Below are 24,155 nucleotides of genomic sequence, written 5' to 3'. Positions count from 1 at the left end.
ATGCCAAAAATCGTATTTCTGCCCAATCAGGAACACTGCCCCGAGGGCGCGGTGATCGAGGCCCAGGAAGGCGAGACAATCCTCGATGCCGCACTGCGTAACGGGATTGAAATCGAACACGCTTGTGAGAAATCCTGTGCGTGTACCACCTGTCACTGCATCGTGCGTGAGGGGTTCGACTCCTTGGCGGAGAGCAGTGAGCTCGAGGATGACATGCTGGATAAGGCCTGGGGCTTGGAGCCGGAAAGTCGTTTGAGCTGCCAGGCTCGGGTCGCAGGGGAGGATTTGGTGGTCGAGATCCCGCGTTATACCGTCAACCATGCGCGGGAGCACTGAAGTGGGACTGAAATGGCACGATAGCCGCGCCATCGGCGAGGCGCTGTATGACGCTCACCCGGACGTCTCGCCACAGAGCGTGCGTTTTACCGATATGCATCGTTGGATTTGTGATCTTGACGAGTTCGACGACGATCCTGCCGCATCCAATGAAAAAATTCTGGAAGCGATCCTGCTGGTTTGGTTAGATGAAGCAGAGTGAGCAGGGCTGCCCCGTTGTTGGGTTGGGCGAGTGGGCGTAGTGCCCTGGCCCGGGCAAGCCACCCGTAGGGGTGGCTTTTTACTATTGGCTCTGTGCCAGCCAGGGCTGGTGCGGGCCGCGTAAGCAAGCGGGAGAATTAGCATGACGAATGAATTGATGCCGATCCGTTTATCGCGTCAGGCCGCCGATGCTCGTTGGGGCAACGATGCCCTATTGAGCGCCGACGCCCAGGGAATGACCCTCCATGCCGGAGAAAACCTCGATAGCGGGCTGATCCAGCGCGCGGCGCGCCGCCTCGATGGGCAAGGGGTGAAGCAGGTCGCCTTGTTGGGAGATGACTGGAGCCTGAGCGCCTGTTGGGCGTTCTGGCAGGGGTACCGTAACCCGAAAGGCGGACAACAGATCGAATGGCCCGCGTTGAGTGCGGCCGAACGCGCTGAGCTGGATCGCCGTCTGGCGACTGTCGACTGGGTGCGCGAGATCATCAATACCCCGGCAGAGGCTTTGGGGCCGTCCCAACTGGCGCAACGTGCGGTCGATCTGCTGTGCGCCCAGGCCTGCGACAGCATTCACTACCGCATCACCAAGGGGGAGGATCTGCGTGAGCAGGGTTATATGGGGCTGCATAGCGTCGGGCGAGGTTCGTCCCGCTCTCCGGCCCTGTTAGAGCTGGATTATAACCCGAGCGGTGATCCGGCGGCACCGGTGCTGGCCTGCCTGGTCGGTAAAGGTATCACCTTCGACTCCGGTGGCTATAGCCTGAAGCAGAGCGCCTATATGGATTCGATGAAGTCCGACATGGGGGGCGCGGCACTGCTAACCGGTGCGTTGGCGCTGGCCATCGCCCAGGGGTTACAGGCGCGGGTCAAACTCTACCTGTGCTGTGCCGACAACCTGGTGAGCGGCAATGCGTTTAAACTGGGTGACATTATCCACTACCGTAACGGTAAGCGAGTCGAAATCATGAACACCGATGCCGAAGGGCGTCTGGTGTTGGCCGACGGTTTGATCGATGCTTCACGGCAGAACCCACGCCTGATCATCGACTGCGCGACGCTGACCGGGGCGGCCAAGACGGCTCTCGGCGGCGATTACCACGCCCTGTTCTCCTTCGACGACGCCCTTGTGGCGGCCTTGCAGGCGAGTGCAGCCCAGGAAGACGAGCCCTTCTGGCGTCTGCCGTTGGCAGAGTTTCACCGCAACCAGTTGCCGTCTCCGTTCGCCGATCTCAGTAATGTGGCCGGCGCGGCGCATTCCGCAGGTGCCAGTACGGCGGCGGCCTTCCTGTCGCACTTCGTCAGCGATTATCGCCACGGCTGGCTGCACATCGATTGTAGTGCCTCCTACCGCAAGGCGCCGGTCGAGCAGTGGGCGGCCGGTGCGACGGGTATCGGCGTGCGTACGCTAGCTCGTCTGTTGCTCAACCAGGCTGCGTGTGGCTAACGAGATACTCGCTGCCCCGCCATCGGGCGGGGTCGTGAGTCTGAGAGAAGATGGAACCGGAGAACAGGAGTGAGCACGGTGTGCGCAAGCGATAATCATCCGCAGTCTGGCGAACAGCCGCACGATCATCAGCATGATCACCATCACGTGACGCCGGGGGAACGGCTTGAGGCAAGCCTCGCGCAGGCGAGTCGCGATCCGGCCTACTTGGCGTTGTTCTATCGCGAATTGCTGGCCGCGACGGTCTATCTGCCGCTGCGCGCGCCGGCATCGAAGGCCGAGCAAGACGATGGGGTCGCGATTGAGCACTGGGAGATGAGCGACGGTACGAGCGTCATCCCTTTCTTCTCGACGCCGCAGCGCTTACAACAAGTGTTAGGCAGTGAGGAGCCAGGAGCGGTGACGGCCTTGCCGGCTCGCGAACTATTCAGCCTTACTCGTGGCGAGCGGCTATTCCTGAATCCCAAGTGTGCACAGGGCAAGGCTTTTTATCCGCAAGAGATCGCCCTATTGCTGGAGCGTGGTGGCATGGTGCCGTCACAGTGTCTGGCGATTGAGGGCGGTCAGTCGATACGCATTGGGCCACTGGAACATCTACCAGGCGCATTGCAGGAAGGGATCACGACGCTGTGCGGCCAACGCGGGTTGGTGCGTAGCGCCTGGTTGGTGCGTTTTCAGGATCCGCAGTGCGACACGCAGCCGGTGTTGCTGTTGGCGCTGGAGCTGGAGGGCGACGATGAGGCGGCCCATCAATTGTTGATCCATGAGGCGGGGACTCTGCTCAGTGGGTTACTGGAGCAGGATGCATGGGTGGATGTGTGCTGCATTCGCCGCACGCAAGCCGATCCGTTGGCCGACTACCTGCGCACTCATATCACTCCCATCTACCAGCGGCGTTGGGGCGGTTGGTTACGCAACGCCATTCCTAGTGCGCCAGGTCGCTAAGCGCAACAGGCCTACCACAGCGCGAGGACAGCTGTGGTAGGCATCAAAAAATTCATATATTTTTAACAAATTAACGCCGGGCACCGTAGGCAACGCCCCGGCGCTCCCCGTATAATCGACGCGCTTGGCCAGGATATCCTCAGGGGGATATCGGGTCGGCATTGCGCCATCGCTGGAGGGGGCCGTAATTAAAATCTTCCGTCTGCTCATGGCGTTAGCATGGCCGGTCGGCTTTCTTCCGGCGCTGTGGCGCCGTAGAATCCCGTGCGGATTTTGATTCAAGCAGTCTGACAGGGGTAGACATGACCTTAGAACGTACCTTTTCCATCGTAAAACCGAACGCGGTCGCCAAGAATGTGATCGGCGCCATCTACGCACGCTTTGAGGCGGCGGGGCTGAAAATCGTCGCCGCCAAGATGGTGCACCTGACGCGCGAACAGGCGGAAGGTTTCTATGCCGAGCATCGCGAGCGTCCCTTCTTCACTGGCCTGGTCAACTTTATGACCTCGGGGCCGATCATGGTACAGGTACTGGAAGGGGAGGAGGCGGTCCGTCGTAACCGCGAGATCATGGGGGCGACGAATCCGGAAAATGCCTTGGCAGGCACACTGCGTGCGGATTATGCCGATAGCCTGACGGAGAATGCAGTGCATGGTTCTGACTCGCCGGCCTCCGCCGAGCGGGAGATTGCCTACTTCTTCAGCGCCGATGAGCTCTGCCCGCGTACGCGCTGAGGCTGTCGTCAGGCAGTGAAATCCGTCCGGCATGCATGATCGTCATGGCATCGTCCGGCGAGAGTGAGTACAATATAGCGCCCCGTGTCTCTTCCGGGGCGTTATTGTATGCCAGTTTTTCCAGCGCGCCGCAGGCGGCGTGCTGGCAATGAGCCGCAAAGTGTAACAACGAGGCCTAGCTATTTTTATGTCCAAGAATCCTTCATCGCATACGGGCAACGCGCCCGGTGCCACTGCCGTCGAGTCTCCCTTGTCTGATATTCATCTTACCCCGCCCTCTGCCGAGGGGGCCTCTTGTGTCGCCCAGCCGGCGGAAAAAATCAACCTGCTTGATCTGAACCGTAAGCAGATGCGTGAATTCTTCGTCGCGATGGGCGAAAAACCGTTCCGCGCCGATCAGATCATGAAGTGGATCTATCATTATTGCTGCGACGACTTCGACGCGATGACTGACATCAACAAGGTGCTGCGCGCCAAGCTGAAGCAGGTCGCGGAGATCCGGGCACCGGAAGTGGCGGTGGAGCAGCGCTCCTCCGACGGCACCATCAAGTGGGCCCTCCAGGTCGGCGACCAGCGGGTCGAGACGGTCTATATTCCGGAAGACGATCGGGCCACCCTGTGCGTCTCGTCCCAGGTGGGCTGCGCGCTGGAGTGCAAATTCTGTTCGACGGCCCAGCAGGGTTTTAACCGTAACCTGCGGGTTTCGGAGATCATCGGTCAAGTATGGCGGGCGGCCAAGATCATCGGGGCACAGAAGGTCACCGGTAATCGTCCGATCACCAACGTGGTGATGATGGGCATGGGTGAGCCGTTGCTCAACATGACCAATGTGATCCCGGCGATGGAGATCATGCTGGATGATTTCGGTTTCGGTCTCTCCAAACGGCGCGTAACCCTGTCTACCTCTGGGGTGGTGCCGGCACTGGACAAGTTGGGCGATCTGATCGACGTGGCGTTGGCTATCTCGCTGCACGCACCGAATGATGCGATCCGCGATGAGATCGTGCCGATCAACCGTAAGTACAACATCGAAACCTTTCTGGCGGCGGTGCGTCGTTACCTGGATAAATCCAACGCTAACCAGGGGCGGGTAACGGTGGAGTACGTGATGCTGGATCATGTCAACGATGGCACGGAGCATGCGCACCAGTTGGCGGAATGCTTGAAGGATACCCCATGTAAGATCAACTTGATCCCTTGGAACCCCTTCCCGGGCGCGCCCTTCGGCCGCAGCTCCAACAGCCGTATTGATCGTTTTTCCAAGGTGTTGATGGAGTATGGCTTTACCGTCATCGTACGCAAGACGCGTGGTGACGACATTGACGCCGCCTGCGGTCAGTTGGCCGGTGAAGTTATCGACCGAACCAAACGGACCCTGAAGAAGCGGGTGGCGGGGGAACCTATCAACGTGCGAGAAGTCTGATGTAACAGGGATGGGCGTCCGCATGGCGGGACGCGCACCGTGCATCGAGGCTCGTTCGCATGGCAGAGAGCGGGAGCAAGGGATGAGAACGACAAGGGCTGTGATGAGCTGGATGTTGGCCGCGTTGCTGGTCGGGTGTGCTGAAAAGTCAAGCGAGGCACCGCCGCAGAGCGAGGCTTCCTTGCCGCTCCCGCAGCAGACCTTCGCCGCGTTGGCGCGTGGCGATTTGCCGCAGGCACAGCAGGCACTCGCGCAACTCTCGGTTTCTGCCACGGGCGACTACCGTACGCTGCTGCTGACGGCGATGTACCAGCAACAGCGTGGCCAGCTGCACGCTGCCGCGCAAGGGTATCGCCAAGCATTGGCGGCGGCGCCGCGCAGCGCCACGGTAATGAATAATTACGGTGCGTTTCTCTGCACTTTAGGGCAGTATGTAGCGGCGCAACAACAGTTTAACGCGGCGGCGCAGCTCCCCGATGAGGGATGGGTTGCCGATGCATTTTTCAGTGCAGGAAGCTGCTTCTTGCATGCCGCCCATCCCGATGAGGCGCGTAGACTTTTCATCCGTGCGTTGAAGGCGGATCCGCAGCAAGGTGTGCGCTTGCTGGCCGACGCCTCGCAAGCGTTACAACAGGGTAAGCGCACGGAAGCACGACTGATGTTGGATGTTTACAATCATATTTTACCGGTCAGCGCCGATAGTTTATGGTTACAAATCCGTTTCGCTGCGTTAGATGGGCGCCAGACGAACCTAGAACGTTATGGCAAACAACTGGCGCGAAATTTTCCACAATCCCAACAGTACCAGCAGTTCCTAGCGAATGAATACTGAAGCCTCCCAAGATCAAGCAGCACCGATGAGCACTGGCGAGCGTCTGCGCCAGGGCCGTGAGCGTTTAGGGCTTACTCAGCAGCAGGTGGCAGAGCGCCTGTGCCTGAAGCTCTCGACGATACGAGACATTGAAGAAGACAAGGCCCCCGATGGCTTGGTGTCGACCTTCGTCCGTGGCTATATCCGCGCCTATGCCAAGCTGGTACAGATCCCTGAGCAGGAGATCGCCCCGTTGTTGGCCAAACAGGCGCCGGTTCGGGCGGTAAAAATGGCGCCGATGCAAAGCTTTTCGCTGGGCAAGCGGCGGAAGAAACGCGAAGGTTGGTTGATGACGTTCACCTGGCTGGTGATCTTTGTCGTGATCGGCATCACCGGTTCGTGGTGGTGGCAGAATCATAAGGCCCAGCAGCAGGATATCGCCGAGATGGCCGATGAGTCCTCGGCACAGCTGGCGAAGCAGCAACAGGCACAGCCCGTTGAGTTGTCCGCTTCAGGCGGCGCGGCGGCAGACGATGCCGACGCCCGCAACACCCCGGCCTCTCAGCCCGCGGCTAGCAGCGCGTCGGTCAGTCATACTCCGGCCGCAACGGCGGCACCGAGCGAGTCCCCCGCTCCGGCGGTCAACAGCGCTAACGCGCCGGCTGCCTCCACGCCAGCCACTCCGGGCGCCGTGGTGGCGCCGAGCCAGGCGGATATCGCCCCGTTGTCTACAGCGGCGTTGCCGACGGCAGCGGCCAGCGTGGCGACCGGGAGCGAGGCGGCGAGCGGTCAACCTCTGGTGATGCACTTTAGCGACAAGTGTTGGCTGGAGGTGCGTGATGCGAGCGGTAAGGTCTTGTTTAGCGGCTTACAGCCGGCCGGGGCGAAGCTCGAGCTTTCCGGTAAGGCGCCTTACCGTCTGAAGATCGGCGCGCCAGCGGCGGTGCAGATCCAGTATCTGGGTAAGCCGGTCGATCTGAGTCGTTTTATCAAGTCAAGCCAGGTTGCCCGTTTGACGTTAGACGCACAGCCAGCGGCGGCTAACTGAGTTACGGCAAGGGCGGAGAGAAGTCATGCATAACGCATCCCCCATTAAGCGCCGTAAATCGACGCGTATCAATGTCGGCAATGTGCCGATCGGTGACGGCGCCCCCATCGCCGTTCAGTCTATGACCAACACCCGCACCACCGATGTGGCGGCGACGGTGGCCCAGATCCGCGCCTTGGAGCGCGTTGGGGTCGATATCGTGCGGGTCTCGGTACCGACCATGGAGGCGGCCGAGGCCTTTAGGCAGATCAAGCAACAGGCCCAGGTGCCGCTGGTGGCCGATATCCACTTCGACTATCGCATCGCCTTGAAAGTAGCGGAGTACGGCGTGGATTGCCTGCGTATCAATCCCGGTAATATCGGTAACGAGAGCCGTATTCGCGCGGTGGTCGATTGTGCACGCGAGCGCGGTATTCCGATTCGTATCGGTGTGAACGCCGGTTCGCTGGAGAAGGATATCCAGGAAAAGTATGGCGAACCGACACCGCAGGCACTGTTGGAGTCGGCGATGCGCCACGTCGATATTCTGGATCGGCTTAACTTCGATCAGTTTAAGGTGAGCGTGAAAGCTTCTGACGTCTTCTTGGCGGTCGGGGCGTATCGCCTGTTGGCGGAGCGTATCGACCAGCCATTGCACCTGGGGATCACCGAGGCGGGCGGCGCTCGGAGCGGCGCCGTCAAGTCGGCGATCGGGCTGGGCATGCTGTTGGCGGAGGGGATCGGCGATACCCTGCGTGTGTCGCTGGCCGCCGATCCGGTGGAAGAGGTCAAGGTCGGGTTCGACATTCTCAAGTCGTTGCGTATCCGTTCTCGTGGTATCAACTTCATCGCCTGCCCGACTTGTTCGCGCCAGGAGTTTGACGTGATCGGTACGGTGAATGCACTGGAGCAGCGCTTGGAAGATATCGTCACGCCGATGGATGTTTCGATCATCGGTTGCGTGGTCAACGGGCCAGGCGAGGCATTGGTCTCGACGCTGGGCGTCACCGGCGGCCATAACAAGAGCGGATTTTATGAGGATGGCGTGCGGCAGAAAACGCGCTTCGATAACGCCGACATCATCGATCAGTTGGAGGCGAAGATCCGCGCCAAGGCGGCGCAGTTGGATGAAAAGATGCGTATCGGCATCACCCAATTGGACGCTCAGTGACATACGCGGCGCCGCGTCGGCGGTGCCGCAGTCTGCCCGCGTTGAAGAGGAACTAGCGTTGCCTCTATAATCGGGCCAGTTTTTGCAAATTACATAGAGAGTTGACGTGGCTAAGAATATCCAGGCCATTCGTGGCATGAACGACTATCTGCCGGCAGACACGGCGCTGTGGCAGCCGATCGAGGCGGCGCTCAAGCAGGTGCTGGCCAGCTACGGCTACAGCGAGATCCGTTTGCCGATTGTAGAGCAGACCCCGTTATTCAAACGCGCCATCGGCGAAGTGACCGATGTGGTTGAGAAAGAAATGTATACCTTCGAAGACCGCAATGGCGATAGCCTGACGCTGCGTCCGGAAGGTACCGCCGGCTGCGTACGCGCCGGGATCGAGCATGGTCTGCTGTACAATCAGGAGCAGCGTCTGTGGTACATCGGGCCGATGTTCCGTCACGAACGCCCGCAGAAGGGGCGTTATCGCCAGTTCCATCAGTTGGGGGCAGAGGTGTTTGGCCTCGCCGGTCCGGATATCGATGCTGAAATCATCATGATGACCGCCCGTTGGTGGAAAGTGCTGGGTATCGCCGATCACGTAGCGTTGGAGCTGAACTCCATCGGCTCGCTGGAGGCGCGCGCTAACTACCGCGACGCCCTGGTGGCTTACCTGGAGCAGTATAAAGAGCAACTGGACGAAGACTGCAAGCGCCGCATGTACAGCAACCCGTTGCGCGTGCTGGACTCCAAAAATCCGGAGGTGCAGGCGTTGCTGAACGATGCGCCGCGGTTGTCGGATTATCTGGACGAGGAGTCTCGTAGCCACTTTGCCGGACTGTGCCGCCTGCTGGATGACGCGGGCATCGCCTACACGGTGAATGAGCGGCTGGTGCGTGGTTTGGACTACTATAACCGTACCGTGTTTGAGTGGGTGACCAATAGCCTGGGAGCGCAGGGTACCGTCTGTGCTGGTGGCCGTTACGACGGCCTGGTGGCACAACTGGGCGGCCATGCGACACCGGCGGTCGGTTTCGCCATGGGACTGGAGCGCTTAGTGCTGTTGGTTCAGGCGGTGAATCCGGATTTCCTGCCGCAGCGTACGGTGGATGCCTACCTGATCGCCGTCGGCGAGGGGACGCAGAGTGCGGCGATGCGTCTGGCCGAGCAGTTGCGCGATGCTTTGCCGCAACTGCGTCTGATGACCAATTACGGCGGCGGTAACTTTAAGAAGCAGTTCGCGCGAGCCGACAAGTGGGGGGCTCGCATTGCCCTCGTGCTGGGCGAAAGCGAAGTGCAGAGCGGTCAGGTGAATGTGAAGTGCCTGGCGAGCGGCGAGCAGCAAAGCGTGGCGCAGGATCAGGCCGCACAATTGCTGGCGACCATGTTGGGCTAAGGAGTAAGAAACAGTGGAAGTCTATAGCACAGAGAACGAACAGGTTGATGCCATCCGCCATTTCTTCCGAGAGTATGGTAAAACGCTGGTGGTCGGGGTGGTGATCGGCGTCGGCGCACTGTTTGGCTGGCGTTATTGGGTTAACCATCAACAAGCCGGTATGGCGCAGGCTTCTCAATCTTACCAGCAGGCCAGCGAGGCGTTGAACGGCGGCAAGCAGGATGGGATCGCCCTGAGCGAGGCCTTCATCAAAGAGAACGCCAATAACTATGGCGTCCTGGCGGCGCTCCAGTTGGCACAATACGAAGTCGATAAGGCCGAGTTTGGCAAGGCGCAGAGCCAGTTAGCCTGGGCGGCAGGGCAGGCGCAGGATGAAAACCTGAAAGCGTTGAGCGATCTGCGCCTGGCTCGGGTACAACTACAGGATAACCAACTGGATGCCGCGCTGAAGACCTTGGATGGCGTTACCGCTAAAGGATGGCAGGCGTTGGCACAGGATGTACGCGGCGATGTGTTGCTGAAGAAGGGCGACGCCAAGGGTGCGCGTGAGGCCTACAGCAAAGGGCTGGCAGAGGGGGCCTCTCAGTCATTGCAGGCGCTACTGCGGATGAAACTGAATAATTTATCCAGCTAAGGGGATAATCGATGCAATTGCGTAAAACGCTCCTGGTCGGCTTACTGTCAGCAACCATGCTGAGCGGATGCTCCTGGTTTAGCGGCGAGACGGATACGGTAGTGATGGCGCCGTTACCGCAGGTGGAAAACCAGTTTACGCCGCAGACGGTCTGGAGCCGCTCGGTGGGTAACGGTGTCGGTGATTTTTATTCCCACCTGCGCCCGGCGTATCAGGATAACCGCATCTATGCCGCGGATCGTCAGGGGTTAGTGATGGCGATGAACGCCGAAAACGGTGACAAACTGTGGTCGGTAAATCTGGGCGAGAAGGACGGCTGGTTCTCTCGTAGCGACGCCCTGCTCTCCGGTGGGCTGACCATCTCTGGCAGCAAGTTGTATGTCGGTTCCGAGCACGCGGTGGTGTATGCGCTGAACAGCGACGATGGCAGCGAGGCTTGGAAGACGACGGTTGCCGGTGAGGCTATTTCTCGCCCGGTGGTTAGTGACGGACTGGTGTTGATCCACACCAGCAACGGCATGTTGCAGGCGTTGGATGAGAGCGACGGTACGATCAAGTGGACCGTGAGCCTGGATATGCCATCGCTGACGCTGCGTGGCGAGTCGGCACCTGCCGTCGCCTATGGCGCGGCGATCGTCGGCGGCGATAATGGTCGCGTCAGCGCGGTCTTACTGCAACAGGGGCAGATGATTTGGCAGCAACGGGTGGCGCAGCCGACCGGTGCGACGGAGATCGATCGCCTTAACGATATCGATATGACACCGGTGGTGGTCGATGGGGTGGTGTATGCCCTGGGCTACAACGGCAGCCTGTCGGCGCTGGATCTGCGCTCTGGCCAGATCGTCTGGAAACGCGACATGGGCGGGGTGAATAATATCATCGTCGATGGCGGGCGCATTTACCTGGTTGATCAGGATGGGCGCGTTGCGGCCCTGAGCATCAACGGCGGCGTGGTGCTGTGGAAGAATAGCGACCTGTTGCACCGTGGTGTGACGGCACCGGTACTGTATCGCGGCTACTTGGTGGTCGGCGATGCGGAAGGATACCTGTACTGGATCAATCCAGACGATGGGCGCTTGGTGGTGGAGCAGAAACTGGATAGTTCGGGTCTGCTCAGCGCCGGCCAAGTGGCAGGCGATAACCTGATTATTCAGGCGCGCGGTGGTGACGTTTACGCCATTTCCCGTTGATTTATAAAATGATATAGGGCGGCTTTCCGCCGCCCGGAACGGCTCCTGATGACCTCAGGGGCCGTTTCGTCTTCTGCATATTCCTGTGCGCAAAATGGCGATGCAGGATGAGATTACGTAATAGAGGCTTCAACAATGATACCTGTCGTCGCGCTGGTCGGGCGCCCGAATGTGGGGAAATCCACCTTATTTAACCGGTTGACACGCACCCGAGATGCGTTGGTTGCCGACTTCCCCGGGTTAACCCGAGATCGCAAGTATGGTCGTGCTGAAGTAAACGGTCACGAGTTCATCATCATCGATACCGGCGGGATCGATGGCAGCGAGAATGGCGTCGAGACCCATATGGCGGAACAGTCGCTGCTGGCGATCGAAGAAGCTGACATCGTGCTGTTCCTGGTCGACGCGCGTGCCGGTCTGCTGCCAGCGGACGAGGCGATCGCCCGTCATCTGCGTAGCCGTGATAAGTCGACCTTCCTGGTGGCGAATAAGACCGATGGCATCGATGCCGATGTGGCTGTCGGTGACTTTTATGCGCTGGGGCTAGGTGAAGTACACCCGATCGCCGCCTCGCATGGCCGCGGCGTGACCCAACTGATCGAAGACGCGCTGGTGCCGTTCATCCCGCAGGTAGAGCCGGCACCGGCGCTGAGCGAAGAGCAGGCGAACGCCGCCTACTGGGAAGCGCTGGAGGCTGAAGCGGCCGACGCCGCCGAGGAGGCGGAAGAAGAGGCGTTCGATCCGATCGGTCAACCGATTAAGATTGCCATCGTTGGCCGGCCTAACGTCGGTAAGTCCACACTCACCAACCGCATCCTGGGTGAGGATCGGGTGGTGGTGTATGACATGCCGGGCACCACGCGCGACAGCATCTACATCCCGATGGAGCGCGATGAACGCGAATACGTGTTGATCGATACCGCCGGGGTGCGTAAGCGCGGCAAGGTGACGGACACCGTGGAGAAGTTCTCGGTGATCAAGACGCTGCAAGCGATCGAAGACGCCAACGTGGTACTCTTAGTGATCGATGCGCGCCAGGGCATCTCTGATCAGGATCTCTCGCTGTTAGGCTTCATCCTGAATAGTGGGCGCTCACTGGTGGTGGTGGTTAACAAGTGGGATGGGTTGAGTTTGGAGGTCAAGGAGCAGGTGAAAGATATGCTGGATCTGCGCCTGGGCTTTGTTGACTTCGCGCGCATCCACTTTATTTCTGCGCTGCATGGCAGCGGGGTCGGCAACCTGTTCGAGTCGATTCAGGAAGCTTACGAAAGCGCCACCCGCCGCGTCAGCACCTCCATGCTGACGCGTATCATGACTATGGCGCAGGATGATCACCAGCCGCCGATGGTGCGTGGACGTCGCGTTAAGCTGAAGTACGCGCACGCCGGTGGCTATAATCCGCCGATCGTGGTCATTCATGGCAACCAGGTCAAGGATCTGCCGGACTCCTATAAGCGTTACCTGATGAACTACTTCCGTCGCTCGTTAAACGTAATGGGGACCCCGATCCGTATCCAGTTTAAAGAGGGAGATAACCCGTTCGCCGGTAAGCGTAACACTTTGACACCTAACCAGATGCGTAAGCGTAAGCGCTTACTGAGCCATCTGAGAAAGGCCAAGTAACGCCGCTAGACGGGACACGAAAGTGTCCCGTTTTTTTGGCGGCTATGTTAACGTAATTCCCCTCTCTTTCCCGCCTGTAACAAGGATGTGCTATGTCCTGGGAGACCTGGAGCTTCGCTTTCGGCGTGACCGTCCCCAACCTGCTGATGTTACTGATCGGCATCCTGCTGCGTCGCTGGCGATTGCTCGATGACCGCTTCTGTGATAGTGCCACGCGCCTGGTGTTTAACCTGTCTCTGCCTTGTCTCCTGTTTTTTAGCATCGCCACCAGTCAAGCCTCGCTACGCCAGAACGTGCCCTTGGTGCTGTATGGCGCCGCTGCAACGCTGCTCAGCTTCTTGTTGTTGGAGTGGGCATCCCGCTGGTTGGTTGCCGATCCGCGCGAGCGGGGGATCTTTGTGCAGGGCGGCTTTCGTGCTAACACGGCGATCGTCGGCCTAGCCTATTGCGCCAGCGCCTATGGTAGCGAAGGGGTGGCCATCGGCTCGCTATATATGGCGGTGACGGTGATCCTGTTTAACGTCTTGTCGGTGATCACCCTGACGCGCTCGCTGTACGGCGACAGTCAACAGGGGATCGGCTGGCGCCTGCTGTTACGCGGTATCGCCTTGAATCCCTTGATTATCGCCATTGTCCTCGGTCTGCTGTGGGCCGCCAGCGGCTGGCCAATGGTGCAGGTGGTGCAGGATACCGGCCATTTCCTCGCGGCGATGGCTTTACCGTTGGCTCTGCTGTGTGCCGGTGCCAGCATTGATTGGCGTGCCATGTTTGGGGCGTCGAATGTAGCCGGCTCTGCCTCATTGGCCAAGCTGGTGCTCTTACCGATATTCATGACCGGCGGTGCCTGGCTGCTTGGCTTCCGTCATGTTACGCTGGGGGTGATCTTCTTGTTGAGTTCGACGCCGACCGCGGCGGCGAGCTATGTGATGACCCGGGCAATGGGCGGCAATGCGACGCTGGCAGCGAATATCATCGCCATCACGACCCTGGGCTCGTTCTTCACCACGGCGCTGGGTCTCTATTTCCTGCGTCAATGGGGCGTGATTTAGGAGCATATGATGCAAGACCTCTGTCCGCAGTGCCAGCAGGCGTTAATTTGGCAGGACGGGCACTTTTTTTGCCCGGCCTGTCAGCAGGCCTATCGCCGTGAGGCCATGTGCCCACAATGCCAACAGCCTTTGCAAGTATTGCAGGCATGCGGTGCCGTTGACTATTTTTGCCAGCAAGGGCATGGCTTGATCTCGAAAAAACAGGTGCAGTTTCGCTATATTCCTTGCTAACGGCAGTAATTTATTTTGTTTAAATAAAAAATACCCCGCTTGGGGTATTTTTTATTTGTTGTGATAATGGCCATCTGCTTTTTATTTGTTTTGTCGTATTTCCTGCACCGTTATCCTGTATTAAATAATTTTTTCATGCCTTGCTGTGGCGTAAGTTACGAAATACTTCTTTGTTATATAAGGCGTTTTCCTGTATTGATCGAAAACAATATTTTTTGTGTGGTTTTTGCTATTAATCGTCACTGGATAATAAAAATAAACCGCGTGCAGGCTGGGGACATGTAATCTTGAGTGGGCAGCATGCCGTTATTTATGCCGCCATGAGCTGTTTACTCCGAGCTGACAATTATTTTCCTCATCACGCCCAAGGATGCGCGCTGTGTTAAGCCTAATCTGCCCGGTTTGGCTACCAGGCAGATATATCACGGTGGATGGAGCGCTTATGAGCAAGGTAAGCAAGGCACTACAACGGATAGTGTGCGGGGTGGTGTTAGGCGTATGGGGCTGGGGGGTGTCGGCCGCTGACGCTGTAGACAAGGACAAGCCGGCGACACAGCCTGTCGGCGAGGTGGTGGAGGCGCGCAATGATCGTTTCGCCGCTATCCATCCGGATCAATACGCCTCTTGGCTGGCGACCCGCGAACAGGCCGAGCGCACCGATGCCTTGGCCGAAGATCCGCGTCTGGTGATCCTGTGGGCCGGTTACGCTTTCGCTAAAGACTATAACAAGCCGCGCGGGCATGCCTATGCGCTGACCGATGTGCGTGAGACGCTGCGCACTGGCGCGCCGATGAAGCCCGAGGATGGCCCGCAGCCGATGGCCTGTTGGAGTTGTAAGAGCCCCGACGTGGCGCGGGTGATCGCCGAACAGGGCGAGGATGCCTACTACCACGGTACCTGGGCGAGCGGCGGGCCGCAGATCGTTAACGCGCTGGGCTGCGCCGATTGCCACAACACCGCATCGGCCGAGTTCGCCGCCGGAAAACCGGCCTTGCACCTGTCGCGTCCCTATGCGGTACGCGCCCTAGCGGCAATCGGCAAGCCTTTCGAGCGGGGTAACCGCTTCGATCAGCAAGCCATGGTGTGCGGTCAGTGTCACGTGGAGTACTACTTCTCTGGCAAGGAGAAGCTCGTCAAGCTGCCTTGGGATAAAGGGACCCAGGTCGATGAGATCGAGGCCTATTACGACGGTATTGGCTTCACCGATTGGCTGAACCCGCTCTCTAAGGCGCCGATGTTAAAGGCGCAGCACCCCGAATATGAGACCTGGCGCGTCGGGATCCACGGCCAGAATAATGTCTCTTGCGTCGATTGCCACATGCCCAAGGTACAGAATGCCGAGGGTAAGCGCTACACCAGCCACAAGATCGGTAATCCCTTCGATAACTTCGAGCAGACCTGCCGCAGTTGCCACACCCAGGATAAGGCTACCTTGCAGCAGACCGTGGCCAAGCGTAAGCAAGACATCCAGGATCTCAAGCTGAAGGCGGAGGATCAGTTGGTACGGGCGCACTTCGAGGCTAAGGCCGCTTGGGCCGCCGGCGCTAACGAGGCCGAGATGCAGCCGATCCTGACGGATATCCGTCATGCCCAATGGCGTTGGGATTTCGCCATCGCCTCTCATGGGGTGCAGATGCATGCGCCGGATGTGGCGTTGCACATGCTGGGCAGCGCGTTGGATAAGGCCGCTAACGCGCGTACCCAGTTGGTGCGTGTCTTGGCGCGCCATGGGGTCAATGAGCCGGTCGTGCTGCCGGATATTTCTACCAAGGCACTGGCCCAGCAGGCGCTGGGGATGACTATGCCGCAGATGAGCGACGAGAAGCAGCGCTTCCTGAACACGGTTGTTCCCGAGTGGGAAGCTCAGGCGCGTAGCGCCGGGCGTCTGGATAATTAACCCCACGGCCCCGCGTTAGCGGGGCATGGCAGATGGAGTCATCATGAACCGACTGCGTTCGTTTTTTAGCGTTGGGGTGCTGCTCGGAAGTCTGGCGCTGACTGCCCCATCATTGGCCGTAGCGCAGGCTACGCCCGGTGCCGTGTCGGCCGCCTCGGCGGAGGTCGCGGCGCAACGCGACCCGAACCAGGCTTGCCTGGATTGTCATAAACAGCCGCAGGATGCCCTGCATGGGCGTCACGCGCAGGAGTTGAACCCCAATAGCCAACAGGCCATCAGTTGCACCAACTGTCACGGTAATGTGTCGTTGGAGACGCATCGCGATGGCGCGCCGGATGTGATGCGCTTCAACCGCGATGGTCACAGTGCGGCACAGCAGAACAGTGTGTGCCTCTCCTGTCACCTGCCGGAGAAGCTACAGAAGGCCTTCTGGCCGCATGACGTGCATCTGACGAATGTCACCTGCGCCGCCTGTCATCGCGCCCATCCTGCCGTCGATCCGGTCATCCGGTTGAGCGAGCGTGCGCGTATCACGCTGTGCGTCGATTGCCACCGCCAGCAGCAGAATAACCCGGCCTTCGATGGCGCGGCGGTGACGTTGACCCTGCCGTCGGCAACGCCGGCTAAGGAGCCACAGCCATGAGTTGCTCGCGTCGCCGCTTTATCGCCGGGGTGGGGGCAATGGCCCTGTCCGGCGGCATCTTGCCGCGGGTGGTAGCCGCTACGACGACGTCACAGGGCGTCCGGCTGGGAATGGTGTATGACGAGACGCGCTGTATCGGTTGTAGCGCGTGTATGGAGGCGTGTCGCGAGGTCAATCAGGTACCGGCGGGCGTCTCCCGTCTGGAGATCCTGCGCAGCGACCCCATCGGTCGTTTCCCCGAGGTGAAGTACCGTTTCTTTCGCCACTCCTGCCAGCATTGTGACTCGCCACCTTGCGTCGAGGTCTGTCCGACGGGGGCGTCGTTTCGCGATGCCGCTAGCGGCATCATCGACGTCGATGCCGATCTGTGCGTCGGCTGTCAGTACTGTATCGCCGCCTGTCCTTACCGGGTGCGCTTTATCCACCCGGTCAGCAAGACGGCGGATAAGTGCGACTTCTGTCGCAAGACCAACCTGAAGGCGGGGAAGGCGCCAGCCTGCGTGCTGGCCTGCCCGACCCAGGCGTTGACCTTTGGCAACCTGGACGATCCCAACAGCACCGTGAGTCGCCTGCTGCGTAGCCAGCCGACCTATCGCTACAAGTTAGCGCTCGGCACCCGTCCCAAGCTGTATCGTATACCATTTCGTTACGGGGAGGTGACGCAATGACATCGCCGTTTCATTTTCCGTCGCTAGTGTGGGACTGGCCGATCGCCGTGTACCTGTTTCTGATCGGTATCTCCTCGGGGCTGGTGGTCTTGGCGATCGTGCTGCGTCGTAGCACGCCGGGAGCTGGGGAGAGTCAGAGCGCGCTGATGCGCGTCACCTTATGGCTGGCGCCCGGCTCGGTCATGTTGGGGCTGTTGATCTTGATCTTCCATCTGGCGCGTCCCTGGACATTCTGGACGTTGATGCTGCACTACAGCCTGACCTCGGTGATGTCGATGGGGGTCATGCTGTTTCAGATCTACATGCTGGCGCTATTGGTGTGGCTGGCATTGGTGTTCCATAGCGAGCTGAGTGCCTTGCAACATCGTTGGTTGCCGCGCGCGGTGTGGTTGCCACGTTGGCTGGCACGCCTGCATGCCGCCTTACGCCCCTTGGAGACCCTCTTACTGGTGCTGGCGATCCTGCTGGGCGCCTACACCGGTTTCCTGCTGTCGGCGCTGAAGTCGTATCCGATGCTGAATCACCCGTTGTTGCCTGCGCTGTTTCTGTTTTCCGGCCTCTCCTCCGGCGTGGCGGTGGCGCTGCTTGCCTCGCTGGGGCGCTGGGGGCACGGAGAGGCGGGGCATCGGGAGCGGCGCTTCCTGCATCGCGTCGAACGGCCTATCGTCTGGCTGGAGATCTTCTTGCTGGCGGCCTTCCTGATCGGTCTGGCGTTAGGGGATGAGGGCAAGGCGCGCGCCTTTCACAGCGTGGTGGATGGAGGCTTCTGGAGCGGGTGGTTTTGGCTGGGGGTCGTGGGGCTGGGAATGGTCGCGCCACAGTGGGTGCAGGGCTACCAGCGCTGGAGCGAGGCGCGGCGCATTCTGTGGGGCGCGGGGCTGACCCTGTGTGGGGTGCTGCTGTTACGCTTCTTCGTGCTGTATGCCGGCCAACTGACTGTCGCTTGAGTATGGCACACGCCTCGCGACTAAGGAGACGGCATGCTGTGGTGGCCTGAACTGGGCTTCTTCACCCTCTTGTTGGCGCTGTGTGTCAGTTTACTAGCGGCGTTGCGCGGTCTCGTCTTAGCGCGTCGCTTGCCGGCGTGGCATCCTCGGTGCTGGGCATGGGCGCAAGGGGGACTGGTGCTGGTTGCCTTTCTGCTGCTGTTACTGGCTCTGCTGGCAGATGATTTTTCCCTGCGCTATGTGGCGCAGCATAGCCATGCGGCGCTGGCCTGGGGGCTGAAGCTAGCCGCCGCCTGGGGAGGGCACGAAGGTTCGCTGCTGTTGTGGCTGTTGTGTTTGGCTGGCTGGAGTGCATTATTCGCCTGGGGCGCGCGCCGACAGGCGACGCTGGCGCGCGACTATACCCTGGGAGTGATGGCGCTGATGATCGCCGCCTTCTTGCTGTTTATCGTCACCCTGGGCGATCCGTTCGCCCGCCAGTTTCCCGCGCCACTACAGGGGCGAGATCTCAACCCGATGTTGCAGCATCCCGGGCTGATCTTCCATCCGCCGTTACTCTACCTGGGCTATGCCGGTTTGGCGCTCTGCGCCGCTCGTTTGCTGGGCGGTCTGTTGGCGTATCAGACGGCGTCAGCGATGGCTGATGGTTGCTGGCGCTGGCTGTTGCTCTCCTGGGGCTGCCTGACGGGCGGCATTCTGTTGGGCTCATGGTGGGCTTATAGCGAACTGGGCTGGGGGGGATTCTGGTTCTGGGATCCGGTCGAGAATGCCTCGCTACTGCCTTGGCTGACGGCCACCGCCTTAGTGCATAGTCTGAACGTGACTCGGCGCACAGGTGCATTGGCGCACTGGTCGCTGTTGCTGGCTTTGGCCTCGTTGGTATTTACCCTGATGGGAACGTTGATTGTCCGTTCCGGTGTCTTGCTGTCGGTACATGCCTTCGCTTTGGATGCGGCGCGGGCGCTGGGCTTATTGCTGCTATTTGGCGGCCTCTCCGTCGGCGCATTGACGTTGTACGCCTTGTATGCCGGGCGCCTGAAACGAGAGGCGGTCGCCCCCGCCCCATCCTTATTGGGCGTGCTGTGGCTATTTAGCGCGGCCACCTTGATCGTGCTGTTGGGCACGCTCTATCCGATGCTGTATGGCTTGTTGGGATGGGGGCGTATCTCGGTCGGGGCGCCCTATTTCAATAGCGTATTGTTGCCCTTCGCCCTGCTGGCGTTGACGTTGATGCTCTATCGTGGCTTGCGCCATCCGTTGGCGGCGGGTGTCCGTTTGGCGCATCTGGGGGCGTTGTTGTGCGCGCTGGGGATCGCGGCCTACGCCAGTGGGCAGCAGGAGCGCAGCGTGGTGTTGGCACCCGGCGAGTCGGTACAGTTAGACGCCTATCGTTTTACTTTCCTGGGGGTGACGCAGTTCGCCCGCAGCAACTATACCGCCGAGCGAGGGGAGATCACGGTATGGCATGGGGGACGACAGGTGGCGCGTCTCTACCCGGAGCGGCGTTACTACCTGGCCCGTCATCAGGCGATGTTTGAGCCCGGCATCGCCTGGGGCTGGCGTTACGATTGGTATGGCTTGATGGCGGAAAAACAGGGCTCGCGCTATGCGTTCCGTCTCTATCTACGCCAGTGGATCCGCTGGGTCGGCACCGGGACGATCCTGATGATCGTTGGGACACTGCTGTGCCTGGTGAAAGGAGGACGACGTTGATGCGTATGGTGGCGATGTTCTGGAGAGCGAGTGGGTTGTGGCTGGCCCTAGCGGGCCCGCTGTCGGCGCAGGTGGTGGATACCTGGGAGTTCCCGACGCCGCAGGCGCGCGAGCAGGGATTAGCCATCGCCGCCCAGCTGCGCTGCCCCCAGTGCCAGAATCAAAACCTGTTAGAGTCAAACGCGCCGGTGGCCGTCGCGATGCGTCATGAGGTGTTCCGCCGGGTGGCGCAGGGGCAGAGTGAGACGCAGATCGTCGACTTTATGACGGCGCGTTATGGCGAGTTCGTGCGCTATCAACCAGCTATCCATCGCTATACGCTGCCGCTATGGGGGCTGCCGCCACTGTTGTTAGCGTTGATTCTGTTCGGCTTATGGCGGAGGCGGTGATGAAAGTCGGGGGACATGCACTCTTCTGGCCGACGTTGGCCGTATTGCTGGCGTCGTTGTTGTATGGACTGAGCGGGCGGGGCAGTTTGGTGTGGCAGGCGCAACATCAGCAGCAGGAAGCGGCGCAGGAGGCCTCCCGGCAAGTGGCCGATCCGCAACTGGTTCAGCGCTGGTTGGCGGTGCGTGCGGCGCTGCAAGATAGCGCGGCGTGGGCGGCCTTAGGGCAGCGCTACCTGGAGCGCAGCGAGTATCGTGCGGCTTTGCGTGCCTACGATCAGGCGTTACAGCTACGCGGTGATAACGCCGAGTTGCTAGCGGCGCGGGCGACGGCGCACTACTATGCCGCCGGGCAACGTATGACCGCATCGGCGCGGGCCGATGTGGCGGCGGCGCTACGTTTAGATGCGCAAGAGGTTTCTGCCTTGATGTTGTTGGCGCAGGAGGCCTTTAGACAGGCGGATTACCTCCAGGCGATCGCCCTCTGGCAGCGTCTACTGGACGGTGGCTCGCCACGCATCAATCGTCCGCGGTTGATCGAAGCTATCGCCATCGCTCGCCAGCTAGCGCAGGCGCGCTCGCGCTGAATACGCTGCCGGTCGGGCACGGCGTTAGGTTTTATCGTGCGGTTTACGCTGGCGGCGGCGAGGCGTGAGCGGCGCGCTCCCCGTCACTTGGCTCTCGATCCAGCCATCCTCCAGGCGCGTGCGTAGCACGTCACCCACGGCGACCTGAGCCCGTCGGCGTAGTACGTGGCCATCGGCGCACTGGGTGACGCTAAAGCCGCGCGCCAGCGTGGCCAGAGGGCTGACCCCTTCGAGGCGGGCGCACAGGGTGGCGAAGTGTTCGTGCTGTTCAGCCATGCGCCGTTGTAGTTGGCTTTCTAAGCGGTGGCGCAACTGTTGTAACTGGTAGGCCTGGTTACGCAGATTATGTTGCGGCGAGTGTTGGGCGAGGCGTTCGGCAGCATGGCGCCAACGCCGTTCCGCCAGGCGCAGACGGGTATCCATGGCTTGCGCCAGACGGCGGCGCAGAACGAGCAACTGTGCCTGTTGACGCGCTAGGCGCAGTTGAGGATGCTGTTGCGCCAGGCGGTGGTGCCACTGTTGCAGGCGTTGACGCTGGCGCGCCAGGGTGTAGTCCAGTGCCATCTCTAGGCGCTGACGTTGACTCATTAGGCGACGTAGTAACTCATCACGGTTACGGCTGACCACCTCCGCCGCCGCCGAGGGGGTCGGCGCGCGCAGATCGGCGACAAAGTCGGCGATGCTGACGTCGGTCTCGTGCCCTACAGCGCTGACGATGGGGATACGGCTAGCGAAGATCGCCCGCGCCACCCGTTCGTCGTTAAAACTCCATAGATCTTCCAGCGATCCGCCACCGCGTCCGACGATCAAAACGTCACACTCCGCCCGTTGGTTGGCGCGTTCGATGGCGCCAACTAACTGCATGGGCGCCTCGGCCCCTTGCACCGCGCTGGGGTAGATCACCACCGGTAAGGCCGGATCGCGCCGGCGCAGCACATGCAGCACATCGTGCAGTGCCGCCCCGCTGGCCGAGGTGATCACCCCGACGCAACGTGCCGGTTGCGGCAAGGGCTGTTTATGGCGGATGTCGAACAGTCCTTCGGCTTGCAGACGTTGCTTGAGTGCCTCGAATTGCTGCTGCAACAGGCCATCGCCGGCGGGTTGCATGCTCTCGGCGATCAGTTGATAGTCGCCGCGCGGTTCGTACAGGGTGATGCTGGCTCGAACCAGTACTTGTTGGCCATTCTGCGGGCGGAAGGTGACACGTCGATTGCTGTTGCGGAACATGGCGCAACGCACCTGAGCTTTGTCATCCTTGAGGGTAAAGTACCAGTGGCCGGAGGCGGGTTGGGAGAAGTTGGAGATTTCGGCTGACAGCCAGATCTGCCCCATCTCCAGCTCCAACAGTTGGCGCACGGTCTGGTTCAACCGGCTGACGGTAAAGATGGTGGGGGTAACAGGCTGCGTCATGTGACCTAGATCAAACTTAAAATCATACTGTTAATTAGTCGATACTACATGCATGACCATGCATCGCAAGATATTTTTGAAAAAAATGCTGGAGGCAACCGATTCCGGCCTGTATAATGCCGCGGCAATATTAAATCTGGTTTGACCTTCCACTCTGGTGAGATATTGCTCATGCTACGTATTGTTAAAGAAGCCCTGACGTTCGACGACGTTCTCTTAGTTCCCGCCCATTCTACCGTTCTGCCGAATACCGCCGAACTTGGCACTCAGCTGACTGCCTCTATCCGCCTGAATATTCCGATGTTGTCCGCCGCGATGGATACCGTCACCGAGGCACGCCTGGCGATTGCCCTGGCACAGGAAGGCGGCATTGGCTTTATCCATAAGAACATGTCCATCGAGCGCCAAGCCGATGAAGTGCGCCGAGTGAAGAAGCACGAGTCCGGCGTCGTCACCGATCCGCAGACCGTCACGCCGACCACCACATTGCGCGAAGTCAAGGCGCTCACCGAGCGTAACGGCTTTGCCGGCTACCCGGTGGTGACCGAAGACAATGAACTGGTGGGGATCATTACCGGCCGCGACGTGCGTTTCGTGACCGATCTGGATCTGCCGGTGACCGCCGTGATGACGCCGAAAGCGCGTCTGGTGACGGTGAAAGAGGGTGAGGCCCGCGAAGTGGTACTGCAACGTATGCACGAGAAGCGCGTTGAGAAGGCGCTGGTGGTGGATGATCACTTCCATCTGCGCGGCATGATCACAGTAAAAGATTTCCAGAAGGCTGAGCGTAAACCGAACGCCTGTAAGGATGAACACGGTCGCTTGCGTGTCGGTGCCGCCGTCGGTGCCGGTGCCGGTAACGAAGAGCGCATTGCCGCCCTGGTGGAGGCCGGTGTCGACGTGTTGCTGATCGATTCCTCACACGGTCATTCCGAAGGTGTGTTGCAGCGTATTCGCGAGACGCGCGCCAAGTTCCCGCAGTTGCAGATCATCGGCGGTAACGTCGCCACCGCCGCCGGTGCCAAGGCACTGGCCGACGCTGGCGTCAACGCGGTGAAAGTGGGTATCGGTCCGGGCTCCATCTGTACCACCCGTATCGTCACCGGTGTCGGGGTACCGCAGATCACCGCCGTGTCTGACGCCGTCGCCGCTCTGGAGGGCACGGGGATCCCGGTGATCGCCGATGGCGGCATCCGCTTCTCCGGCGACATCGCCAAGGCGCTGGCTGCCGGTGCCTCCTGCGTCATGGTTGGCTCGATGTTGGCCGGAACCGAAGAGTCCCCGGGCGAGATCGAACTGTATCAGGGGCGCTCTTTTAAATCTTACCGTGGCATGGGCTCGCTGGGCGCGATGTCTAAGGGCTCCTCCGATCGTTACTTCCAGAGCGATAACGCCGCCGATAAGTTGGTGCCGGAAGGCATCGAAGGGCGCGTGGCCTATAAGGGCCGTCTGAAAGAGATCGTCCATCAGCAGATGGGCGGCCTACGTTCCTGCATGGGACTGACCGGCTGTGCGACCATCGATGAGCTGCGTACCAAGGCGCAATTCGTCCGCATCACGGGCTCCGGCATTCAGGAAAGCCACGTGCATGACGTGACCATTACTAAAGAATCACCCAACTACCGCCTGGGTTCATAATCCGGCGAGCCGGGCCAGGCATTTGCTTGGCCCACTGAGTTTGTACCGTTTTGCCCGTTCAATTTG

At 60.2% G+C, this 24,155-nt stretch carries 24 protein-coding genes; 23 read left to right on the top strand and 1 reads right to left on the bottom strand.

Annotation, left to right across the window (positions count from 1 at the left end; genetic code table 11):
• The 22 genes from fdx (at nucleotide 1) to EHO01S_RS10070 (ending at nucleotide 21,041) form a co-directional block, all read left to right on the top strand.
• Nucleotides 1-336, top strand: a complete 336-nt coding sequence (fdx, locus tag EHO01S_RS10170) for an ISC system 2Fe-2S type ferredoxin (protein WP_024523857.1) — start codon at nucleotides 1-3, stop codon at nucleotides 334-336.
• A 1-nt stretch (nucleotide 337) separates the two neighbouring features.
• On the top strand, nucleotides 338-538 hold the full coding sequence (gene iscX, locus EHO01S_RS10165; RefSeq protein WP_024523856.1) for a Fe-S cluster assembly protein IscX: 201 nt from the start codon (nucleotides 338-340) through the stop codon (nucleotides 536-538).
• A 141-nt stretch (nucleotides 539-679) separates the two neighbouring features.
• Nucleotides 680-1,981, top strand: coding sequence for an aminopeptidase PepB (gene pepB / locus EHO01S_RS10160; RefSeq protein ID WP_024523855.1), 1,302 nt, complete (start codon nucleotides 680-682; stop codon nucleotides 1,979-1,981).
• 69 nt (nucleotides 1,982-2,050) lie between these two features.
• Complete coding sequence (locus EHO01S_RS10155) at nucleotides 2,051-2,926, top strand: enhanced serine sensitivity protein SseB C-terminal domain-containing protein (RefSeq protein WP_332270325.1); 876 nt, start codon at nucleotides 2,051-2,053, stop codon at nucleotides 2,924-2,926.
• Between the two features lie 302 nt (nucleotides 2,927-3,228).
• The gene (gene ndk, locus EHO01S_RS10150; RefSeq protein WP_024523853.1) at nucleotides 3,229-3,660 is read left to right on the top strand and encodes a nucleoside-diphosphate kinase; all 432 of its coding nucleotides are present in this window, start codon (nucleotides 3,229-3,231) and stop codon (nucleotides 3,658-3,660) included.
• 250 nt (nucleotides 3,661-3,910) lie between these two features.
• On the top strand, nucleotides 3,911-5,083 hold the full coding sequence (gene rlmN / locus EHO01S_RS10145) for a dual-specificity RNA methyltransferase RlmN (protein WP_024523852.1): 1,173 nt from the start codon (nucleotides 3,911-3,913) through the stop codon (nucleotides 5,081-5,083).
• A gap of 82 nt (nucleotides 5,084-5,165) precedes the next feature.
• The gene (gene pilW / locus EHO01S_RS10140; RefSeq protein WP_024523851.1) at nucleotides 5,166-5,915 is read left to right on the top strand and encodes a type IV pilus biogenesis/stability protein PilW; all 750 of its coding nucleotides are present in this window, start codon (nucleotides 5,166-5,168) and stop codon (nucleotides 5,913-5,915) included.
• The gene (gene rodZ / locus EHO01S_RS10135; RefSeq protein WP_024523850.1) at nucleotides 5,905-6,942 is read left to right on the top strand and encodes a cytoskeleton protein RodZ; all 1,038 of its coding nucleotides are present in this window, start codon (nucleotides 5,905-5,907) and stop codon (nucleotides 6,940-6,942) included. The genes pilW and rodZ overlap by 11 nt, the downstream gene beginning before the upstream one ends.
• A gap of 25 nt (nucleotides 6,943-6,967) precedes the next feature.
• Nucleotides 6,968-8,092, top strand: coding sequence for a flavodoxin-dependent (E)-4-hydroxy-3-methylbut-2-enyl-diphosphate synthase (gene ispG / locus EHO01S_RS10130; RefSeq protein ID WP_024523849.1), 1,125 nt, complete (start codon nucleotides 6,968-6,970; stop codon nucleotides 8,090-8,092).
• Nucleotides 8,093-8,198: 106 nt separating this feature from the next.
• Nucleotides 8,199-9,473, top strand: a complete 1,275-nt coding sequence (gene hisS / locus EHO01S_RS10125) for a histidine--tRNA ligase (RefSeq protein ID WP_024523848.1) — start codon at nucleotides 8,199-8,201, stop codon at nucleotides 9,471-9,473.
• A gap of 13 nt (nucleotides 9,474-9,486) precedes the next feature.
• The gene (locus tag EHO01S_RS10120; protein ID WP_024523847.1) at nucleotides 9,487-10,107 is read left to right on the top strand and encodes a YfgM family protein; all 621 of its coding nucleotides are present in this window, start codon (nucleotides 9,487-9,489) and stop codon (nucleotides 10,105-10,107) included.
• Between the two features lie 11 nt (nucleotides 10,108-10,118).
• On the top strand, nucleotides 10,119-11,297 hold the full coding sequence (gene bamB, locus EHO01S_RS10115) for an outer membrane protein assembly factor BamB (protein ID WP_024523846.1): 1,179 nt from the start codon (nucleotides 10,119-10,121) through the stop codon (nucleotides 11,295-11,297).
• A 135-nt stretch (nucleotides 11,298-11,432) separates the two neighbouring features.
• Complete coding sequence (gene der / locus EHO01S_RS10110; RefSeq protein WP_024523845.1) at nucleotides 11,433-12,920, top strand: ribosome biogenesis GTPase Der; 1,488 nt, start codon at nucleotides 11,433-11,435, stop codon at nucleotides 12,918-12,920.
• A 92-nt stretch (nucleotides 12,921-13,012) separates the two neighbouring features.
• Nucleotides 13,013-13,969 (top strand): AEC family transporter, encoded by a 957-nt coding sequence (locus EHO01S_RS10105; RefSeq protein ID WP_024523844.1) that lies wholly within the window; start codon nucleotides 13,013-13,015, stop codon nucleotides 13,967-13,969.
• A gap of 9 nt (nucleotides 13,970-13,978) precedes the next feature.
• Complete coding sequence (locus tag EHO01S_RS10100; protein WP_024523843.1) at nucleotides 13,979-14,200, top strand: zinc ribbon domain-containing protein; 222 nt, start codon at nucleotides 13,979-13,981, stop codon at nucleotides 14,198-14,200.
• A 442-nt stretch (nucleotides 14,201-14,642) separates the two neighbouring features.
• Nucleotides 14,643-16,097: an ammonia-forming nitrite reductase cytochrome c552 subunit gene (gene nrfA / locus EHO01S_RS10095; protein ID WP_024523842.1), complete on the top strand. Its 1,455-nt coding sequence runs from the start codon at nucleotides 14,643-14,645 to the stop codon at nucleotides 16,095-16,097.
• Between the two features lie 43 nt (nucleotides 16,098-16,140).
• Nucleotides 16,141-16,740, top strand: a complete 600-nt coding sequence (gene nrfB / locus EHO01S_RS10090) for a cytochrome c nitrite reductase pentaheme subunit (RefSeq protein WP_024523841.1) — start codon at nucleotides 16,141-16,143, stop codon at nucleotides 16,738-16,740.
• The gene (gene nrfC, locus EHO01S_RS10085) at nucleotides 16,737-17,408 is read left to right on the top strand and encodes a cytochrome c nitrite reductase Fe-S protein (protein WP_024523840.1); all 672 of its coding nucleotides are present in this window, start codon (nucleotides 16,737-16,739) and stop codon (nucleotides 17,406-17,408) included. Before nrfB ends, nrfC begins: the two co-directional genes overlap by 4 nt.
• Nucleotides 17,405-18,355 carry a cytochrome c nitrite reductase subunit NrfD gene (gene nrfD / locus EHO01S_RS10080; protein ID WP_024523839.1) on the top strand — a complete coding sequence of 317 codons (951 nt, stop codon included), beginning with the start codon at nucleotides 17,405-17,407 and terminating at the stop codon, nucleotides 18,353-18,355. The genes nrfC and nrfD overlap by 4 nt, the downstream gene beginning before the upstream one ends.
• A gap of 33 nt (nucleotides 18,356-18,388) precedes the next feature.
• Nucleotides 18,389-20,068 (top strand): heme lyase NrfEFG subunit NrfE, encoded by a 1,680-nt coding sequence (gene nrfE, locus EHO01S_RS17550; RefSeq protein ID WP_035370444.1) that lies wholly within the window; start codon nucleotides 18,389-18,391, stop codon nucleotides 20,066-20,068.
• Entirely contained in the window at nucleotides 20,068-20,457 is a 390-nt protein-coding gene (locus tag EHO01S_RS17545; RefSeq protein WP_035370442.1) for a cytochrome c-type biogenesis protein CcmH, read from the top strand. The genes nrfE and EHO01S_RS17545 overlap by 1 nt, the downstream gene beginning before the upstream one ends.
• Complete coding sequence (locus tag EHO01S_RS10070; RefSeq protein ID WP_035370440.1) at nucleotides 20,457-21,041, top strand: TPR domain-containing protein; 585 nt, start codon at nucleotides 20,457-20,459, stop codon at nucleotides 21,039-21,041. The genes EHO01S_RS17545 and EHO01S_RS10070 overlap by 1 nt, the downstream gene beginning before the upstream one ends.
• 24 nt (nucleotides 21,042-21,065) lie before the next feature.
• Here the strand turns inward: EHO01S_RS10070 and xseA are convergent, their stop codons facing one another.
• A complete protein-coding gene (gene xseA / locus EHO01S_RS10065; RefSeq protein WP_024523837.1) occupies nucleotides 21,066-22,451 on the bottom strand; it encodes an exodeoxyribonuclease VII large subunit in 1,386 nt (461 codons plus the stop codon).
• Nucleotides 22,452-22,622: 171 nt separating this feature from the next.
• Between xseA and guaB the strand changes: the two genes are divergently transcribed.
• Nucleotides 22,623-24,089, top strand: a complete 1,467-nt coding sequence (gene guaB / locus EHO01S_RS17540; protein WP_035370439.1) for an IMP dehydrogenase — start codon at nucleotides 22,623-22,625, stop codon at nucleotides 24,087-24,089.
• Nucleotides 24,090-24,155 lie beyond the last annotated feature (66 nt).

It is taken from the genome of Edwardsiella hoshinae NBRC 105699 = ATCC 33379 (assembly GCF_000474215.1).
Lineage (GTDB): Bacteria > Pseudomonadota > Gammaproteobacteria > Enterobacterales > Enterobacteriaceae > Edwardsiella > Edwardsiella hoshinae.
The sequence above is the reverse complement of the archived record's forward strand: the minus strand, read 5'-3'. Positions and strand labels throughout refer to the sequence as shown.

Coding starts and splice junctions, on each gene's coding strand:
- fdx (WP_024523857.1), top strand. CDS start 1: ATGCCAAAAATCGTATTTCTGCCCAATCAGGAACACTGCCCCGAGGGC.
- pepB (WP_024523855.1), top strand. CDS start 680: ATGACGAATGAATTGATGCCGATCCGTTTATCGCGTCAGGCCGCCGAT.
- ndk (WP_024523853.1), top strand. CDS start 3,229: ATGACCTTAGAACGTACCTTTTCCATCGTAAAACCGAACGCGGTCGCC.
- pilW (WP_024523851.1), top strand. CDS start 5,166: ATGAGAACGACAAGGGCTGTGATGAGCTGGATGTTGGCCGCGTTGCTG.
- rodZ (WP_024523850.1), top strand. CDS start 5,905: ATGAATACTGAAGCCTCCCAAGATCAAGCAGCACCGATGAGCACTGGC.
- ispG (WP_024523849.1), top strand. CDS start 6,968: ATGCATAACGCATCCCCCATTAAGCGCCGTAAATCGACGCGTATCAAT.
- bamB (WP_024523846.1), top strand. CDS start 10,119: ATGCAATTGCGTAAAACGCTCCTGGTCGGCTTACTGTCAGCAACCATG.
- der (WP_024523845.1), top strand. CDS start 11,433: ATGATACCTGTCGTCGCGCTGGTCGGGCGCCCGAATGTGGGGAAATCC.
- EHO01S_RS10105 (WP_024523844.1), top strand. CDS start 13,013: ATGTCCTGGGAGACCTGGAGCTTCGCTTTCGGCGTGACCGTCCCCAAC.
- EHO01S_RS10100 (WP_024523843.1), top strand. CDS start 13,979: ATGCAAGACCTCTGTCCGCAGTGCCAGCAGGCGTTAATTTGGCAGGAC.
- nrfA (WP_024523842.1), top strand. CDS start 14,643: ATGAGCAAGGTAAGCAAGGCACTACAACGGATAGTGTGCGGGGTGGTG.
- nrfB (WP_024523841.1), top strand. CDS start 16,141: ATGAACCGACTGCGTTCGTTTTTTAGCGTTGGGGTGCTGCTCGGAAGT.
- nrfC (WP_024523840.1), top strand. CDS start 16,737: ATGAGTTGCTCGCGTCGCCGCTTTATCGCCGGGGTGGGGGCAATGGCC.
- nrfD (WP_024523839.1), top strand. CDS start 17,405: ATGACATCGCCGTTTCATTTTCCGTCGCTAGTGTGGGACTGGCCGATC.
- nrfE (WP_035370444.1), top strand. CDS start 18,389: ATGCTGTGGTGGCCTGAACTGGGCTTCTTCACCCTCTTGTTGGCGCTG.
- EHO01S_RS17545 (WP_035370442.1), top strand. CDS start 20,068: ATGCGTATGGTGGCGATGTTCTGGAGAGCGAGTGGGTTGTGGCTGGCC.
- EHO01S_RS10070 (WP_035370440.1), top strand. CDS start 20,457: ATGAAAGTCGGGGGACATGCACTCTTCTGGCCGACGTTGGCCGTATTG.
- xseA (WP_024523837.1), bottom strand. CDS start 22,451: ATGACGCAGCCTGTTACCCCCACCATCTTTACCGTCAGCCGGTTGAAC.
- guaB (WP_035370439.1), top strand. CDS start 22,623: ATGCTACGTATTGTTAAAGAAGCCCTGACGTTCGACGACGTTCTCTTA.